Annotated in this window: 19 protein-coding genes; 6 read left to right on the forward strand and 13 right to left on the reverse strand. The window is 40.0% G+C overall.

Annotation, left to right across the window (positions count from 1 at the left end; translation table 11 throughout):
- Positions 1-9 precede the first annotated feature (9 nt).
- From QM917_RS08280 to QM917_RS08300, 5 genes are all read left to right on the forward strand, one after another.
- On the forward strand, positions 10-1,278 hold the full coding sequence (locus tag QM917_RS08280; protein ID WP_414276417.1) for an extracellular solute-binding protein: 1,269 nt from the start codon (positions 10-12) through the stop codon (positions 1,276-1,278).
- Positions 1,279-1,374: 96 nt separating this feature from the next.
- Complete coding sequence (locus QM917_RS08285; protein WP_414285446.1) at positions 1,375-2,664, forward strand: ABC transporter permease subunit; 1,290 nt, start codon at positions 1,375-1,377, stop codon at positions 2,662-2,664.
- Between the two features lies 1 nt (position 2,665).
- Positions 2,666-3,508 (forward strand): sugar ABC transporter permease, encoded by an 843-nt coding sequence (locus tag QM917_RS08290; RefSeq protein ID WP_006149616.1) that lies wholly within the window; start codon positions 2,666-2,668, stop codon positions 3,506-3,508.
- A gap of 208 nt (positions 3,509-3,716) precedes the next feature.
- Entirely contained in the window at positions 3,717-4,517 is an 801-nt protein-coding gene (locus tag QM917_RS08295; RefSeq protein ID WP_414285447.1) for a DUF1189 domain-containing protein, read from the forward strand.
- A gap of 9 nt (positions 4,518-4,526) precedes the next feature.
- Entirely contained in the window at positions 4,527-5,513 is a 987-nt protein-coding gene (locus QM917_RS08300; RefSeq protein WP_311522485.1) for a LacI family DNA-binding transcriptional regulator, read from the forward strand.
- A gap of 122 nt (positions 5,514-5,635) precedes the next feature.
- On the opposite strand, the gene QM917_RS08305 is transcribed toward QM917_RS08300, so the two are convergent.
- The 13 genes from QM917_RS08305 to QM917_RS08365 form a co-directional block, all read right to left on the reverse strand.
- On the reverse strand, positions 5,636-6,577 hold the full coding sequence (locus QM917_RS08305) for a YitT family protein (protein WP_414285448.1): 942 nt from the start codon (positions 6,575-6,577) through the stop codon (positions 5,636-5,638).
- Entirely contained in the window at positions 6,555-8,318 is a 1,764-nt protein-coding gene (aspS, locus tag QM917_RS08310; protein ID WP_414285449.1) for an aspartate--tRNA ligase, read from the reverse strand. Before aspS ends, QM917_RS08305 begins: the two co-directional genes overlap by 23 nt.
- A gap of 148 nt (positions 8,319-8,466) precedes the next feature.
- A complete protein-coding gene (locus QM917_RS08315; RefSeq protein ID WP_049508793.1) occupies positions 8,467-8,682 on the reverse strand; it encodes a hypothetical protein in 216 nt (71 codons plus the stop codon).
- Between the two features lie 18 nt (positions 8,683-8,700).
- A complete protein-coding gene (locus QM917_RS08320; RefSeq protein WP_414285450.1) occupies positions 8,701-9,342 on the reverse strand; it encodes a lysostaphin resistance A-like protein in 642 nt (213 codons plus the stop codon).
- A 9-nt stretch (positions 9,343-9,351) separates the two neighbouring features.
- Positions 9,352-10,065, reverse strand: coding sequence for a DUF3169 family protein (locus tag QM917_RS08325; RefSeq protein ID WP_371607919.1), 714 nt, complete (start codon positions 10,063-10,065; stop codon positions 9,352-9,354).
- Positions 10,066-10,120: 55 nt separating this feature from the next.
- Complete coding sequence (locus QM917_RS08330; protein WP_414285451.1) at positions 10,121-10,858, reverse strand: DUF3169 family protein; 738 nt, start codon at positions 10,856-10,858, stop codon at positions 10,121-10,123.
- A 12-nt stretch (positions 10,859-10,870) separates the two neighbouring features.
- On the reverse strand, positions 10,871-11,221 hold the full coding sequence (locus QM917_RS08335) for a PspC domain-containing protein (protein ID WP_414285452.1): 351 nt from the start codon (positions 11,219-11,221) through the stop codon (positions 10,871-10,873).
- A complete protein-coding gene (locus tag QM917_RS08340) occupies positions 11,218-11,421 on the reverse strand; it encodes a hypothetical protein (RefSeq protein WP_414276410.1) in 204 nt (67 codons plus the stop codon). The genes QM917_RS08335 and QM917_RS08340 overlap by 4 nt, the downstream gene beginning before the upstream one ends.
- The gene (locus QM917_RS08345) at positions 11,421-11,627 is read right to left on the reverse strand and encodes a helix-turn-helix transcriptional regulator (protein ID WP_049508780.1); all 207 of its coding nucleotides are present in this window, start codon (positions 11,625-11,627) and stop codon (positions 11,421-11,423) included. Before QM917_RS08345 ends, QM917_RS08340 begins: the two co-directional genes overlap by 1 nt.
- 9 nt (positions 11,628-11,636) lie before the next feature.
- Entirely contained in the window at positions 11,637-12,101 is a 465-nt protein-coding gene (locus tag QM917_RS08350) for a hypothetical protein (protein WP_414285455.1), read from the reverse strand.
- 96 nt (positions 12,102-12,197) lie between these two features.
- Positions 12,198-13,487 carry a histidine--tRNA ligase gene (gene hisS / locus QM917_RS08355; protein WP_414285453.1) on the reverse strand — a complete coding sequence of 430 codons (1,290 nt, stop codon included), beginning with the start codon at positions 13,485-13,487 and terminating at the stop codon, positions 12,198-12,200.
- A gap of 80 nt (positions 13,488-13,567) precedes the next feature.
- On the reverse strand, positions 13,568-14,815 hold the full coding sequence (locus tag QM917_RS08360) for a transporter (protein WP_414285454.1): 1,248 nt from the start codon (positions 14,813-14,815) through the stop codon (positions 13,568-13,570).
- 189 nt (positions 14,816-15,004) lie between these two features.
- Positions 15,005-15,856, reverse strand: coding sequence for an Rgg/GadR/MutR family transcriptional regulator (locus QM917_RS08365; RefSeq protein ID WP_371559633.1), 852 nt, complete (start codon positions 15,854-15,856; stop codon positions 15,005-15,007).
- A 131-nt stretch (positions 15,857-15,987) separates the two neighbouring features.
- On the opposite strand from QM917_RS08365, the gene QM917_RS08370 reads away from it, so the two are divergent.
- The gene (locus QM917_RS08370; protein WP_414276409.1) at positions 15,988-16,557 is read left to right on the forward strand and encodes an MptD family putative ECF transporter S component; all 570 of its coding nucleotides are present in this window, start codon (positions 15,988-15,990) and stop codon (positions 16,555-16,557) included.
- The last annotated feature ends 248 nt before the right edge of the window (positions 16,558-16,805 follow it).

Raw genomic sequence — 16,805 nt, forward strand, 5'->3', positions numbered from 1 at the left:
GAATACACTATGTCAACTAAATTCATGAAGAGCGCAGCTGTACTTGGTACTGCTACTCTTGCTAGCTTACTTTTGGTAGCTTGCGGAAGTAAAACTTCTGACAAAGCTGCTGACTCTTCTGCATCAGGAAGTCAAGAAATCACTTTCTATGTTGAAGACCAATATAAAGCTTTTGCAGAATCAGCTGCCAAAGCTTACGAAAAAGAAGCTGGTGTAAAAGTTACTATTAAAACAGGGGACCAATTAGGTGGACTTGACAATCTTTCACTTGATAACCAATCAGGTAAAGCTGCTGACGTCATGATGGCACCATACGACCGTGTAGGTAGCCTTGGTACTGACGGACAACTTTCAGAAGTAACTTTGAGTGACGGTGCTAAAACAGACGATACTACTAAATCTCTTGTAACTGTTGGTGGTAAAGTTTATGGGGCTCCAGCCGTTATCGAGTCACTTGTTATGTACTATAACAAAGACTTAGTGAAAGAAGCTCCTAAGACATTTGCTGACTTGGAAGAACTTGCTAAAGATAGCAAATATGCCTTCGCTGGTGAAGACGGAAAAACTACTGCTTTCCTAGCTGACTGGACTAACTTCTACTACGCATATGGACTTCTTGCTGGTAATGGTGCCTACGTGTTTGGACAAAACGGTAAAGACCCTAAAGATATTGGTCTTGCTAACGATGGTGCTATTGCAGGTATCAACTACGCTAAAACTTGGTATGACAAATGGCCTAAAGGTATGCAAGATACTGAAGGTGCTGGAAACTTGATCCAAACTCAATTCCAAGAAGGTAAAACAGCTGCTATCATTGATGGACCTTGGAAAGCTCAAGCATTCAAAGATGCTAAAGTAAACTACGGTGTTGCAACTATCCCAACTCTTCCAAACGGTAAAAACTACGCAGCCTTTGGTGGTGGTAAAGCTTGGATCATCCCATCAAGCACTAAAAATCTTGAAGGAGCTCAAAAATTCGTAGACTTCCTTGTTTCAACTGACCAACAAAAAGCATTCTACGATGCAACAAACGAAATCCCAGCTAACACTGAAGCTCGTACTTACGCTGAAGGTAAAAACGATGAGTTGACTACTGCTGTTATCAAACAGTTCAAGAACGCTCAACCAATGCCAAACATCTCTCAAATGTCAACAGTTTGGGACCCAGCTAAAACAATGCTCTTTGACGCTGTAAGCGGTAAGAAAGATGCTAAAACAGCTGCAAATGATGCTGTAACATTGATCAAAGAAACAATCCAACAAAAATTTGGTAACTAATTGATTGATTCAAGGGGGATTTAAAACTTATCCCCCTTGATTTTTAGATATTAACAGAACTCAGCTTGACGTTCACATCTTATGAAAGGAGTACTCATGGAACAACAACCAAGAAAAGCAGCCTTGCTTTCATTGATTCCTGGGTTGGGACAAATCTACAACAAGCAAAAAGCTAAAGGTTTTATCTTCCTTGCTGTAACTTTAGTTTTTGTCCTCTATTTTATAGTACTTGCAGCACCTGAATTGAGCAACTTGATCACGCTCGGTGAAAAACCTGGCCGTGACAACTCTCTCTTCATGTTGATTCGTGGTGCATTCCACTCTATTTTTGTAATTGTTTATCTAGCCTTTTATATTCTCAATATTAAAGACGCTCACACTATTGCAAAACGTATCAATAATGGCATTCCTGTCCCATTGACACTTAAGGATATGATTAAAGGTATCTATGAAAATGGATTCCCATACTTGCTCATTATCCCATCTTACGTTGCCATGACATTTGCCATCATCTTCCCAGTTATTGTAACCTTGATGATCGCCTTTACTAACTATGATTTCCAACATTTACCACCTAATAAATTGTTGGACTGGGTTGGATTGACCAACTTCACAAATATCTGGAGCTTGAGTACCTTCCGTTCAGCCTTTGGTGCCGTTCTTTCTTGGACTATTATCTGGGCTTTGTCTGCATCAACTTTACAGATTGTAATCGGTATCTTCACAGCTATTATTGCTAACCAACCATTCATCAAAGGGAAACGTATCTTTGGTGTCATCTTCCTTCTGCCTTGGGCAGTTCCAGCCTTCATCACTATCTTGACATTCTCAAACATGTTTAACGATAGTGTTGGTGCTATCAATACTCAAGTTTTGCCACTTTTTGCTAAAGTTCTTCCATTCCTCGATGGGGCACTCATCCCTTGGAAAACAGACCCTACTTGGACTAAGGTTGCCTTGATTATGATGCAAGGTTGGCTTGGATTCCCTTATATCTATGTCCTTACTCTCGGTATCCTACAGTCTATTCCAAACGACTTGTATGAAGCAGCTTATATCGATGGTGCAAACGCTTGGCAAAAATTCCGCAGCATCACTTTCCCAATGATTTTGGCAGTTGCGGCACCTACTTTGATCAGCCAATACACCTTCAACTTCAACAACTTCTCTATCATGTACCTCTTCAATGGTGGTGGTCCTGGTAGTGTCGGTGGTGGAGCTGGTTCAACCGATATCTTGATCTCATGGATTTACCGTTTGACAACCGGTACAGCTCCACAATACTCTATGGCAGCTGCCGTTACCTTGATTATTTCAATCATCGTCATCTCTATTTCTATGATTGCCTTCAAGAAACTACACGCATTTGATATGGAGGACGTCTAAGATGAATAACTCAATCAAACTAAAACGTAGACTGACTCAAACCCTCACTTACCTATACTTGATCGGACTTTCAATCGTCATTATCTATCCTCTTTTAATCACGATTATGTCTGCCTTCAAGGCTGGTAACGTTGTGGCCTTTAAACTCGACAGCAATGTCAACTTTAGTCTTGATAACTTCAAAGGGCTCTTTACAGAAACCTTATACGGTACATGGTACCTTAATACTTTGATCATCGCTTTGATCACTATGGTCGTTCAGACAAGTATTATCGTGCTTGCTGGTTATGCTTACAGCCGTTACAACTTCTTGGCTCGTAAACAAAGTTTGGTCTTCTTCTTGATTATCCAAATGGTGCCAACAATGGCTGCTTTGACTGCCTTCTTCGTTATGGCCCTCATGTTAAATGCCCTTAACCATAGCTGGTTCCTCATCTTCCTTTATGTTGGTGGAGGTATTCCGATGAATGCTTGGCTCATGAAAGGTTACTTTGACACCGTGCCAATGTCTCTTGATGAATCTGCAAAACTTGATGGTGCAGGACACTTCCGCCGCTTCTGGCAAATCGTTCTCCCTCTTGTTCGCCCAATGGTGGCGGTACAAGCACTCTGGGCCTTCATGGGACCTTTCGGAGACTACATCCTCTCTAGTTTCTTGCTTCGTGAGAAAGAATACTTTACAGTTGCCGTTGGTCTACAAACCTTCGTTAGCAATGCGAAGAACTTGAAGATTGCCTACTTCTCAGCAGGTGCTATCCTCATCGCTCTTCCAATCTGTACACTTTTCTTCTTCTTGCAAAAGAACTTCGTTTCAGGACTTACAAGCGGTGGCGACAAGGGGTAATATACCCCCGCCACCCTTTTTCATTTTGAAACTTGTCCTTACTTAGATAATCTGATGAGAAATAAAAGCTTACTGAGGTTATGCTTCTTGTTTGTGAACAATTTAAAGCAAAAGCCTACTTTCAACCAGCATTGTACCTGCCCCACTTGAAATTAAACACATTTCTCTATATAATACTCATATAGAAAAATGCCTTAGAAAGAGAATTATGTTGCCATATCCATTTTCTTATTTTAATAGTATCTGGGGATTCCGTAAGCCCCTATCTCAACGTTTTGGTCTCAACTGGTTCCAACTGATTTTTACCAGTATCTTCTTGATTAGCTTGTCGATGATCCCTATTGCCATCCAGAACAGCTATCAGGAAACTTATCCTTTAGAAACTTTCATCAATGATGTCTACACTCCTTTGACGGATAGTGTGGTTCAGGATTTGGCTGCCAATGCAAAGATTGTAGATGGTAAGTTGAGCTATGCAGGTTCATCTCCTCATCAAGCTTCTATCCAAATCGGAGACCCTTCTAGTTCAAACTTCCCTGAGGAATTACTTCTGAACTTTGAACCTGAGAAACTCATCATCAGTAAGCAAGGAAAAGAATTGACCAGCATTCGCTATCACGCGATAACGACTGAGAGCTTCCAAAGCAAGGAAAGCTTAACACAAGCCATTTCTAAAGACTGGTATCAACAGAATCGCGTCTATATTAGTCTCTTTCTTGTGCTAGGTTCTAGCTTCCTCTTTGGACTTAATTTTTTTATTGTTGCTTTAGGTGCTAGCCTCTTGCTCTACTTCACGAAAAAATCGCGTCTCTTTTCATTTAAAAGCTACAAAGAGTGCTATCATTTCATTTTGAACTGTTTAGGATTACCAACCTTACTTGCTATGATTCTAGGTCTCCTAGGCCAAAATATGGCCACTTTAATTACTGTTCAAAATATTTTATTTGTTCTATACCTGGTCACTATCTTTTACAAAACGCATTTCCGTGATCCAGACTACCATAAGTAGGAGATTATTATGCCTGTTACGATTAAAGACGTGGCCAAGGCTGCTGGTGTTTCACCTTCAACCGTAACCCGTGTTATTCAAAATAAATCAACCATTAGCGATGAAACAAAAAAACGCGTTCGCAAGGCTATGAAGGAGCTCAATTACCACCCCAACCTCAACGCTCGTAGCTTGGTAAGCAGTTATACCCAAGTTATTGGCTTGGTGCTTCCTGACGACTCAGATGCCTTCTATCAAAATCCTTTCTTCCCATCTGTCCTCCGTGGTATCGCCCAAGTCGCCTCTGAAAACCACTACGCCATTCAGATTGCGACAGGTAAAGATGCCAAAGAGCGTCTTAAAGCTATTTCTCAGATGGTCTATGGTAAGCGTGTAGACGGTTTGATTTTCCTCTATGCCCAAGAAGAGGACCCTTTGGTTAAGTTAGTAGTAGACGAGCAATTTCCTTTCCTTATCTTAGGTAAATCTCTATCTCCCTTCATTCCACTTGTCGATAATGACAATGTCCAAGCTGGTTTTGATGCGACAGAGTATTTCATCAAAAAAGGATGCAAGCGAATTGCCTTTATCGGAGGTACTAAGCGACTCTTCGTAACACTAGACCGTCTGACAGGTTACGAGCTAGCTCTAAAACAACACCAACTTCCTCTCGATACTAATCTGACTTACTTTGCTACTGAATTTCTTGAAGATAATGGTTATCGCTTTAGTAGACTTCTCTTCAAACACAATCCAAATATTGACGCTATTATTACCATTGATAGTCTCCTTGCTGCAGGGGTCTGTGATTACATCGCAAAACACCAACTGGATGTCCCTGTCCTCAGCTTCGACTCAGTCAATCCCAAGCTCAACTTGGCGGCCTATGTCGATATCAATAGTTTGGAGCTTGGTCGTGTTTCCTTTGAAACTATTCTCCAGATCATCAATGATGCTAAAAACAACAAACAAATTTGTTACCGCCAGTTGATTGCCCACAAAATCGTTGAAAAATAAAAAAGCCCAACTCTGACAATATGTTCAAGAGTTGGTTTTTTCGTTCTATTCATTGTTATAAATAACTATTAGTAAACTAGAGCAAGGTATCACTAATGGAATTTGAAGATGTCCTGAAATCTTTAGTTTTCGACTTCGACAAATCGGCCTAGGATATGAACATTTTCTGAAACAGAAACAAATGCTGTTGGATCAACTTGCTTCATGATTAATTTAAAATCATTGAACTCTGCACGAGTGATAACCGTAATCAAAACAGCCTTACGCTGGTGATTATAAGTTCCTTCAGCATCATGGATCATGGTTGCTCCACGGTGCAATTTATTATGGATTTTCTCAATGACGGCATCTGGATTGCTAGTAACAATCATGGCCTGCATGCGTTTTTGCTTGGTGAAAACTGCATCTGTCACACGACTTGAGACAAAGATGGTAATCATGGAATAAAGGGCATATTTCCAACCAAAGGTCACTCCTGCAATCAACATGATTGTACCATTAACCAAGAAAGAGATACTTCCGACGTTACGACCAGTCTTCTTACGAATGGTTAAGCTGACAATGTCTGTTCCTCCACTGGAGATGTTATGACGTAAAGCAAAGCCGATCCCCAATCCCATGACAACACCCCCAAAAAGGGCATTGATGATGGGATCCTCTGTTAAGACCACCACAGGCACAAACTGGATAAAGAGCGAGCTCATGGATACCGTGATAAAGGTAAAAATCGTGAACTTATGCCCAATTTGATACCAGGCCAAAATCATGAGAGGAATATTGATGGCATAAAAGGCTACTGAAATCGGGAAATGAAAACCAAACCAGTGGTTACTAAGGGCAGATATAATCTGCGCCAAACCTGTCGCACCACTTGAATAAACGTGCCCTGGTTGGAAAAAGAAATTGACGGCTACTGCTGATAGAAAACCATATACCAGAGAAGCTGAGATTTTTTCATCGTATTTTTCTCGAGAAATACTTTGTAAAACACGCAAAATCCTTACTCGATAAGCAAAGCGGCGCAAATAATAGTACCACTTTTTAGTTAGTTTCGTTTGTTTCATCTTGTTCTACTTGTAGATTAAGTTCCTCTAGTTGTTTAAGAGCTACTGTTGATGGTGCTTGCGTCATTGGGTCAGTTGCCTTATTATTCTTAGGGAAGGCGATGACTTCACGGATATTTTCTTCTCCAGCGAGCAACATGACAAAACGGTCAAGACCGATAGCCAAACCACCGTGTGGTGGGAAGCCATAGTCCATAGCTTCCAAAAGGAAACCAAACTGGTCATTTGCTTCTTCAGCTGAGAAACCAAGAGCTTTGAACATACGTTCTTGAAGTTCTTTTTGGTTGATACGAAGGCTACCGCCACCAAGTTCATAACCGTTTAGGACGATATCATAGGCAATGGCACGGACCTTAGCCAAATCACCCTCTAACTCATGAGCAGTATCTGCCTGAGGAAGAGTAAATGGATGGTGGGCGCTCATATAACGTCCCTCTTCTTCAGACCATTCAAACATTGGCCAGTCAACAACCCAAAGGAAGTTAAATTTATCCTGATCAATCAAGCCTAATTCTTTAGCAATACGTCCACGAAGTGCACCAAGTGTTGCATTAGCCACTTCAAGTGTATCAGCAACAAAGAGAACCAAGTCTTTATCTTCAAGACCAAGCGCTGTTGTCAAGTCTGCTTGGATACCAGTCAAGAATTTTGCAACTGGTCCATTTAATTCTCCATCAACTACCTTGACCCAAGCAAGACCTTTGGCACCGTACTGTTTGGCTACTTCCGTCATCTTGTCGATGTCTTTACGTGAATACTTGTCCGCAGCCCCTTTGACAACAATGGCTTTAACAGCAGGTGCTTCTGAGAAGACTTTGAAATCTACACCCTTGACAAGATCTGTCAAGTCTTGAAGCAACATCTCAAAACGAGTATCAGGCTTGTCAGATCCATAAAGGGCCATAGCATCGTCGTACTTCATACGAGGGAATGGCAGGCTTACTTCGATTCCTTTTGTTTCCTTCATCACGCGCGCAATCAAGCCTTCTGTGATATCTTGAATTTCTTGCTCAGTAAGGAATGAAGTTTCCAAGTCGACCTGTGTAAACTCAGGTTGACGGTCTCCACGTAAATCTTCATCGCGGAAACATTTGACGATTTGGTAGTAACGGTCAAATCCCGCATTCATTAACAACTGTTTTGTAATCTGCGGACTTTGAGGAAGGGCATAGAAATGACCCTTATTGACACGAGAAGGCACCAAATAGTCACGCGCTCCTTCTGGTGTTGACTTAGAAAGGAATGGCGTTTCCACATCGATAAATTCCAACTCATCCAAGTAGTTACGGATAGAATGAGTTACCTTGGCACGAAGTTTAAGGTTTTCCAACATCTCTGGACGACGAAGGTCAAGGTAACGGTAACGCAAACGCGTATCGTCATTCGCCTCAATGCCATCCTTAATCTCAAATGGTGTTGTTTTGGCTGTATTAAGCACTATCAGAGCCGTCACATTTAACTCAACTGCACCAGTCGCCAACTTATCATTGGCTTGCTCACGTGCAGCAACTTGACCAGTCACCTCGATGACAAATTCGCTACGAATGCTTTCAGCTATTGCCATTACCTCTGCAGATACTTTTTCTGGGTTGATAACCAACTGCATGATTCCTTCACGGTCACGAAGATCGATAAAGATCAAACCACCAAGGTCACGACGACGGGCTACCCATCCTTTCAAGGTAATTTCTTGTCCGATGTGTTCCTCACGAACACGACCAGCATACATACTACGTTTCATGTTTTCTCTCCTCTTTTATTCTGTTACTATTTTACCATAAAAGCGCAGGCTCTTCATGAAAATCATCAGAAAAGTTGAGAAGAATCCTGCTATAAATGAAAAAATCCAGCAAAGTCATTCGCTGGATCTTATTTTACTTGGTATTTCTTTATTTTTTTCGCTTTTCAGCAATCTCTGCAGCCTTTTTAGGGAGAACAATCTCCGTTGCATAGGCTGTTGCAAATCGCATAATACCTGCAATTGGTGCAAAGATAACTGCTAGATAGTTATAAAAGAAATCCCCTTTAAAAGCATAGGCAAGCCCTCCAATAATGAAGAAGAGAACAACTGCCTGAATCACTGCTAATAATATCACTCGTTTCATGACTTCCTCCTGAGTCTATTATAGCATCATTATCATCACAAATGAAATTAAATTGTTCAAGGCATGTAATCCCATACTATAAGCCAGACCACCCTTACTAATATAAGCCAATCCCAAACTAAAACCAAGTGAAGCATAAACTAGAAATTGTTGAGGAGTTCCAGGGAAATGAACAAGTGCAAAAATGATAGTACTTACAAGAAGAAAGAGCACTGTCTGCTTGACGTTATCCTGCTGAGGGAAGACATAACGAGCTAACATACCTCTAAAGGTCAACTCTTCTGTCAGGGGTGCAAAGACAACAATCATGAAGAAAGAGAAGAGAGGTTGATTATGAGTCAATTGTTCTGCCGTCTGTTGACTGACAGATGGATCATTTGGTAAGAAAGATTGTACAACAATGATAAGGACCCATACCAAGGCAGGCAACCAGATGTATTTGTTAAGGCCCGTTTTTTCTATCGTAACAGTTCCTGTCTTATACCACTTGTATGTTAAGAAGGTAAAAGCTCCTGCCAATAGAATATAAAGCGGAAGAACACCGACTATAGGTGCACCTGAACCAAGAGCAATCAGAGGTAAAGCCTGAATAAAACCGTAGATAAACAAAAATGATAAGAAAGCTAGAACAAACCAGCCAATGTTTTTAAGTGTTTTCATAAGATTCTCCTATTTAAAATAACGTTTTGTTTTTCTTAATTGTGCGATAGTTATATAAAGATGGATGATAATCAAAAGAACTAAGGCAACTACTTGTATTTCTCGTAAAATAACTGATAATACTATCAGTAAAATATAGAGCAATGGCAGTATAATTTGATCCAGCCTAAACAGAGTTAAAAAGGCACTCTCCATCTCTGCCTGCTTTTCTCCCTCATCATAACTGTTAAGATAGGTTAAAATATCTTTTGGAGTGTAATAAGCAGACAGTTTATAGTGTCGAACGATAAAAATAGTTCGCAACAAGTAATTGGCAACAATAATGTATAAGCATAATAGAATAAGAGTAGGAAGAATTAGCAAGGTATTTTTAAATATCGGAGAAATCAGTATGATCCCACTAGTCATCATTGCTATCATCAAAACATTGGAAGAAACTGAACCATAATCCAAGTAACGATAAGCTCTTACATAGGTCTGGTCACTATCTTCTTCCTCTGTCGCCCTTTGATAAAGAGTATAAATTTCGCGACTTTTACCAAGATAATACATGGCTAAAACGAAGGAAAGTCCTCCAATAACAAGAGCGATTCCATAAATAGTAGGTAAGACTTGTTCCATTTGAATCTGTTCAACTATCCCTCTAAGAGTGTAGGCAAAGGCTACTACAAAAGCACTTAACATACACATTACTACTCTCAACCATCTACGATTATTATTCATTTTCTGACCTCTATCTAAACTAGTCAATAACCTTAAGTAGTTTCAGTGATCTTTCCTATTTGAAATAACGTTTCACCATAGGTAACTGCATCACATTGATATAAATATGGATTGCTCCGACAAACAAGAAGGCTAGTAACTGAATCTCTCCTGTCAGTAAAGAAAAGAGAGCAATCAGAAAGTACAAAGCTGGCAAGACATACTGATGTAATTGGAATAAAATCCGAAAACTCTGTTCCAAATTAGCCTGGCGCTCCCCTTCATCGCAAGAATTGACATAACCTAAGATATCCTTTGGCATAGAGAAAAATACCATATCAAACTGGCGAACAATCGCAATGGTTTTATAAAAATATTTTTGAGCATTAAAAGTCAACACTAATGCCAAAAAAGAAAGAGATAAGGTTAGATTGCTTCTATTTAGTATAACCACTTCACTTGCTGAAATGAAGAGAGCCAATAAAATCGCTACACTTGCACTATTAAAAGCAATACTTCCAAACTCAAGATTCCGATACATTTGCACATAATAGCTTTCATTCAGATCATCATCCATTTCCTCTTGATACAAGGAGTGAAATTTTCTGCTTTTCTTTAAGAAATTGAAAGTTAAAAGAATGCTAATGAAACCTATCAGTAAACAAATAGCTGATATCCAGGGTATCAAGACTTTTACATCTAAAATAACTTCGTAGGATTCGGCACGTGCCTTAAACATCCCTACAAAACCGCCCAAGAACCCTCCAAAGACAACAGCTGCTAAAAATAATAATAATCCACGTTTCTTTTTCATTTTCATCCCCCTCTAAACTAATCCAACTAACCACTGACCAAAGACTTTACCTGATTCATAAATTGCTGTCAAGCCCTCTGTTCCAAGTGATACTAAAATTAAACAAACAGCAAACAAGAGAATAGCTTGGTTCCTTGCTTTTTTCGCCCCTTCTCCTAAAGGATCTCTCCCAAGCCAGCCTGCTAGATAAGCATAGAGGGTCACTGTTATAATCCCCATCTCCGTCGAAGAGAGAAACAAGAAGAGCGTCACCAAACGAACGATGTTGGTTTGGATGTTAAAATAATTTCCTAAACCTGCACAAACACCTGCAAGTGCTTTGTCTTCAGTATCTACTTGAAAACCTGCTAAAAACTCTTTCATAACTTTTCTCCTTTTACGAGCTCTTTAAACTTTATTTTTTTCTCTACCCATCTAAAGACTAATAGTAGCACTAAATTTATCCAGAAGAGATACTTACTTTCGACGATTGTAAACCAACCAAATAGGGTTCCAATCATAGCCAAAAGATTCACAATAAACACAACGATACATAGATAATAAATCCCTTTATACTTGTTCATCACTCATCCTCCTCTAAGCGAAAGACCGACTCGACTGGCTCATGGAATATCTGAGCAATCTTCAGGGCAATGACGATGGATGGCGTGTACTCATCCCGTTCTAGCAAACTGATGGTTTGCCTGGACACGCCTGCTAGCTTGGCCAGTTCAGTTTGATTAAGGCCATCGCGAGCCCGAAGCTCTTTTAGACGATTTTTTAGTTGCATGTCACACACCTACTTTCCGTCAAATTGAATCGTTTGGATATCCTCAATGCGTTGTAGTTTGAATTTTTCTTTTCCTTTTTTATTTACACGGCGTAGCTTGACCCACTCCTCATCAACATCTACAACTTCCCAATTGTCTGTCCCAAAAACTTGTCCAAAGATTGTTGGTTTTTTCCCAATCAATTCTTTTAATAATCTTGACATTTCTTTATTTCCTTTCTGTTTTTGCTCAATTCTTTTGATTTTATTCTCTAGTTTCTTGACCCTTTGGGTATGATAGAGATAAAACATAAACACAAGAGGTACAAATCCTAATGCCCACATAATTGTTCCTTTCTCCTTTTCTCTTAACTTGATTATATTGTAACACATCTTTTTCTTTTTGACAAGCATATTTGTCAAAAAGTTTATGATTTTTGTCATTTTGCAAAAGAAAAAGGTCAGGAGTAAGATCCTGACCAGTTTATCTGTTATTAATACTCTTCGAAAATCAAATTCAAACCACGTCAGCTTCACCTTGCCGTACTCAAGTACAGTCTGCGGCTAGCTTCCTAGTTTGCTCTTTGATTTTCATTGAGTATAAAATCCTAATTTTGCAAAGATTTCTGAGAAGTTTTGGCTGATTGTTTCAAGTGAAACTTGAACTTCTTCGCGAGTTTGGTTGTTCTTGACTGTCACTTGTCCGCTTTCGACCTCGCTCTCTCCAAGAGTGATAAGAGTCTTAGCAGCAAAAACATCGGCTGACTTGAATTGCGCTTTGAGTTTGCGGTTGAGGTAATCACGCTCTGCTTTAAAGCCTTGTTGGCGAAGAGCTTGTACCAACTCCAAGGCTTTAAGATTTGCTCCTTCACCGAGAACTGCGATATAAACATCTAGGGCGTTTTCGATTGGTAGTGCTACACCTTGTTTTTCAAGAACTAGAAGAAGACGCTCTACACCAAGTCCAAAACCAAAACCAGCAGTCTCAGGACCGCCAAAGTAAGCAACCAAGCCATCGTAGCGACCACCTGCACAGACTGTCAAGGCATTGCCCTCAATCTCAGTGATGAATTCAAAAATCGTGTGGTTGTAGTAGTCCAAACCACGAACCATATTGGTATCGATGATGTAATCTACTCCAAGATTTTCCAGCATCTGACGGACAGCAGCAAAGTGGGCTTGGCTTTCTTCATCAAGGTAATCCAAGATAGACGGCGCATTCTCTACTGCCACCTTGTCTTCTTTTTCCTTAGAGTCCAAAACACGGAGAGGATTTTCCTCCAAGCGACGTTGGCTATCCTTAGACAAGGTCTCCTTAAGTGGTGTCAAATAGTCAATCAAGGCTTGACGGTAGGCCGCACGACTTTCGGGATTTCCAAGAGTGTTGAGGTGGAGTTTGACACCTTGAACACCGATTGCTTTCAAAAAGTGGGCTGCCATAGCGATCGTTTCCACATCTGTGGCTGGATTACTTGATCCAAAGCACTCCACACCAATCTGGTGGAACTGGCGCAAGCGACCTGCTTGTGGACGCTCATAGCGGAACATTGGCCCCATGTAGTAGAACTTGCTTGGTTTTTGAACTTCTGGTGCGAAGAGTTTATTTTCCACATAAGAACGAACAACTGGTGCTGTTCCCTCTGGACGGAGAGTGATATGGCGGTCTCCCTTGTCGTAAAAATCGTACATTTCCTTGGTTACGATATCGGTTGTGTCTCCAACAGAACGACTGATAACTTCGTAGTGCTCAAAAATAGGCGTGCGTACTTCTGCATAGTTGTAGCGTTTGAAGATTTCACGCGCAAATCCTTCAACGTACTGCCATTTGGCAGACTCAGCAGGTAAAATATCCTGCGTTCCTTTTGGCTTTTGTAATTTCATAGGGAATCCTCTTTATAACTTAATAGTCCTATTTTACCATAAATGAAGGGATTGGGACAGTCTGAAAAGAAGACGAACACCTAAATTTCATTTTTGAGATTGAGACTTGTCAGAAGAATAGCTATCAGAGAAAGACCTACGAAAAGTATCCAAGTCAACTGTATATCCCATACCGCCACCAGTGAAAAACTGGCCGTCCCCACTGGTATAGATAGAGTAAACAACAAACCTAAAAAATTACTGGTACGAGAGAGAACCTCTGGAGCAAGATTTTTCATGAGCAGAGCACTAATTTTAGGGGAAATTTTACCAGAGATATACATAGTAAAAAAGACGAAAAGCATCCCAAGCAAGACTTGGTTTAACAAATTAGATAGACCAACTAGACTGGCTCCTAATGTGACCCACATCATCAATCTAGGCAAAGATTGCTTCCCAAAATAGTCATTTCCCGTAAGACTACTGATGATAACTGCTAATAAGGTAATCAATTGTAAGATAAACAATGCATCCTTGTAGGAAAAATTCAGTAAGGAATGATTTAAAAGGAAGATGTTATAGATACCACCTAAGGCACCACCCAAAGCATTGATAAGCAAGATAGCAAAGAGCATAAAACCAAAGTTTTTCTGTCCACTTTTAAGAAAAACGAGACGTAAGTTTCGGTAAATCGTTAAAAACTGATCTTTGATAGAAAGTTTCTCATTTTTCAGTGATTTACTATCACCAAGTGGAGTTGATAAGCTTAATTCAGCCCTTCCTAAAAAGAGAATGAGAGCTGACACTAGGAAAAATATAGCATTGATTCCCGCTACGAGCGAAAAGTTCTGTGTTGACACCCCTAATAGCCAAACTCCAAAAGCTTGGCCGCCAATCGCAGAGATGTAGGTAATAAACTGAGAAAAGGAATAGGCCTCCATCAGATCTGACTCTGCTACCTTTTCTTTATCGAGAGGCATTCGCAAGCCACCAGCAAAATCACTGGCTACATCACTAATGACATTGATGAGGCAAAGGGTCGAAAAGGCAAAGAAACTAGCTTGCTGAACAACTAGGGCTGCTAGAAAAAATAAAACCGCCTGAAATAAACCGACATAGGTCATCCATTTGACCTTGTCCTTGGTATAATCTGCCCGAATGCCCACAAAAACTGTAAAAAGAGTTGGAAGCATCATCACAACATTAGCCATGGCAACAGCAACAGAAGCCTCTGGCAAAGTTGAGGCATAGACCACAAATACTAAATTAAAAATGGAAGCTCCAAAAGCATTGAAAAATCGTGATAAACTCAAAACTCTGTATGCTTGATTTCTTAGTAATAGTTTCATATAGATTCCTCTCTTTCGCACATACTACTTTTATGGTAGCTCTAGTATAGCATCAAGAATCTTACGAGAAGATATTTTTGAATATATGCAACAGACTAAACTGATAACGAAAACGATAGAATTTATCTAATGCTAATCAGTATCTTCACAGTCCTATCGTTTCAAGTTATTTTATCTAGTTGCAGATATTCAACACTTCATGGCGCTTCTATAATAGTCAGCAGATCTGCTACAACCAATCATATCGAAAATACGGAGAGCGTCCTCCATCTTTCTCTGCCCTTCCTCTGCTCTTCCTTGCTTACTATCAAGCAAACCTTCTGCCCAGAGGTAGACTATTCGAAAATAGGTTTCATTTTCTTCAAAGAAGTTCTTTTCAATTTGTTTTTTAAAATAGAGGGCATTGGTAAAATCATCAATTTCAATACAGGCCATAAAAGCATTGAGGAGCAAGGTGTGCATCATATTTCGATTTTTCCCAACTCCTTGCAAGAAATCTGACTTCCGCAACATTTCTCGAGTGTACTTTGTAAAAAGCTGGACCGACAAAAGAGGAGAGCAGGAAGAAAAGAACAACAATTCATAGTGTCCCCAAATTTCGACAGAAAATAGATAATCATGTAGGACTCTTTCTTCCTCAGCGGTCAATGTAACCGTCTCATCAATGGCTTTCATATAGGATTTTATTAAAATAGCATTGAGAATGTGTTGCTGTCTATCTTTTGAAAAAGGAAGTTGTTGATACTCTCTCTGGTAGAGAGTGCGCAAGGATGTCAAATCTTGAGGGTCAATAGCCTCAACTATTCTGTTTCTAAATTCAGAATAGGCATCCTGATGAAAACCTCTCGCCAAAAATAACAATTCTTCCATACTCGCATGAATATTCTCCAAAGCTGTGATTAACTTTGGAGCAGATATTTCACTCTGACCATTTTCAAAACGCGACAATAAGGATGCTGAAAATCGTCCACCTGTTGCTTTTCTCAAAGAAATTTTTCTTGATTCTCGTAGCTCTTTAAAAACTTTTCCTAAATTCTTCATCCTCTTACCACTCGTCTTTTATTTTTTCCTATTTTACCACATTTCCTAATAAATACTAGTTCCAAACCAGCATTTACAATCTGCCACAGGCATGATACAATGAATAACATCAGATATACGAAGGAGAACTTATGAAAAAGAATATCTTGACGACCCTTGTAGCTGCCCTTGTCTACTTTCTCTGTATCGGAGTGGGTGTTCTACTAGGAAACCTTGTCGACCACACTGGAAATATGTTTTACGCCCCTGCCTTTTCTGCTCTTGTGGGCGGTAGCGTCTATATGATCCTTTTAGAAAAAGTGCCTCGTTTTGGAGCGATTACTACGATTGGACTTGTAATTTCTCTATTTTTCCTCGGAAGCAAGCATGGTGCTGGTGCCTTTCTTCCAGGAATCATATGCGGTCTTGCAGCAGATGGCATTGCTCATCTTGGCCACTACAAAGATAAGGTCAAGAACCTTCTTTCCTTCCTAGTTTTTGCTTTTGGCACCACTGGTCCCATCCTACTCATGTGGTTGGCACCTCAAGCCTATATCGCAACTCTAGTAGCTCGTGGAAAATCCCAGGACTATATCGACCGCATCATGGTTGCACCAAATCTCACTACCATCCTTTTCTTTGTAGCAAGTGTCCTCATTGGTGCTTTACTTGGTGCCTTGATCGGACAAGCGCTGAGTAAGAAATTCGCAGATAAAATGTGATAGAAAAAGAGCCACACGGATCTCAGTGGGTAGACAAACCCTTTCGGTAATTTTACTACATCTTGAAAACTCTTAGAAATGCTGATACATGCTATTTTTAAGAGTTTTTTTATTTTCTCTAATATAGTTATTTAGTTTTAAAAAAGCACTCTAATGATTCAAAGATATTGGGGACTTCCCTTAATAAATCTGTCACTTTCTTTTTCAAGATAGCCCAAGCCTGCTCAATAGGATTCAAATCTGGTGAA

The sequence above is a fragment of the Streptococcus infantis genome (assembly GCF_047460685.1).
Lineage (GTDB): Bacteria > Bacillota > Bacilli > Lactobacillales > Streptococcaceae > Streptococcus > Streptococcus infantis_AD.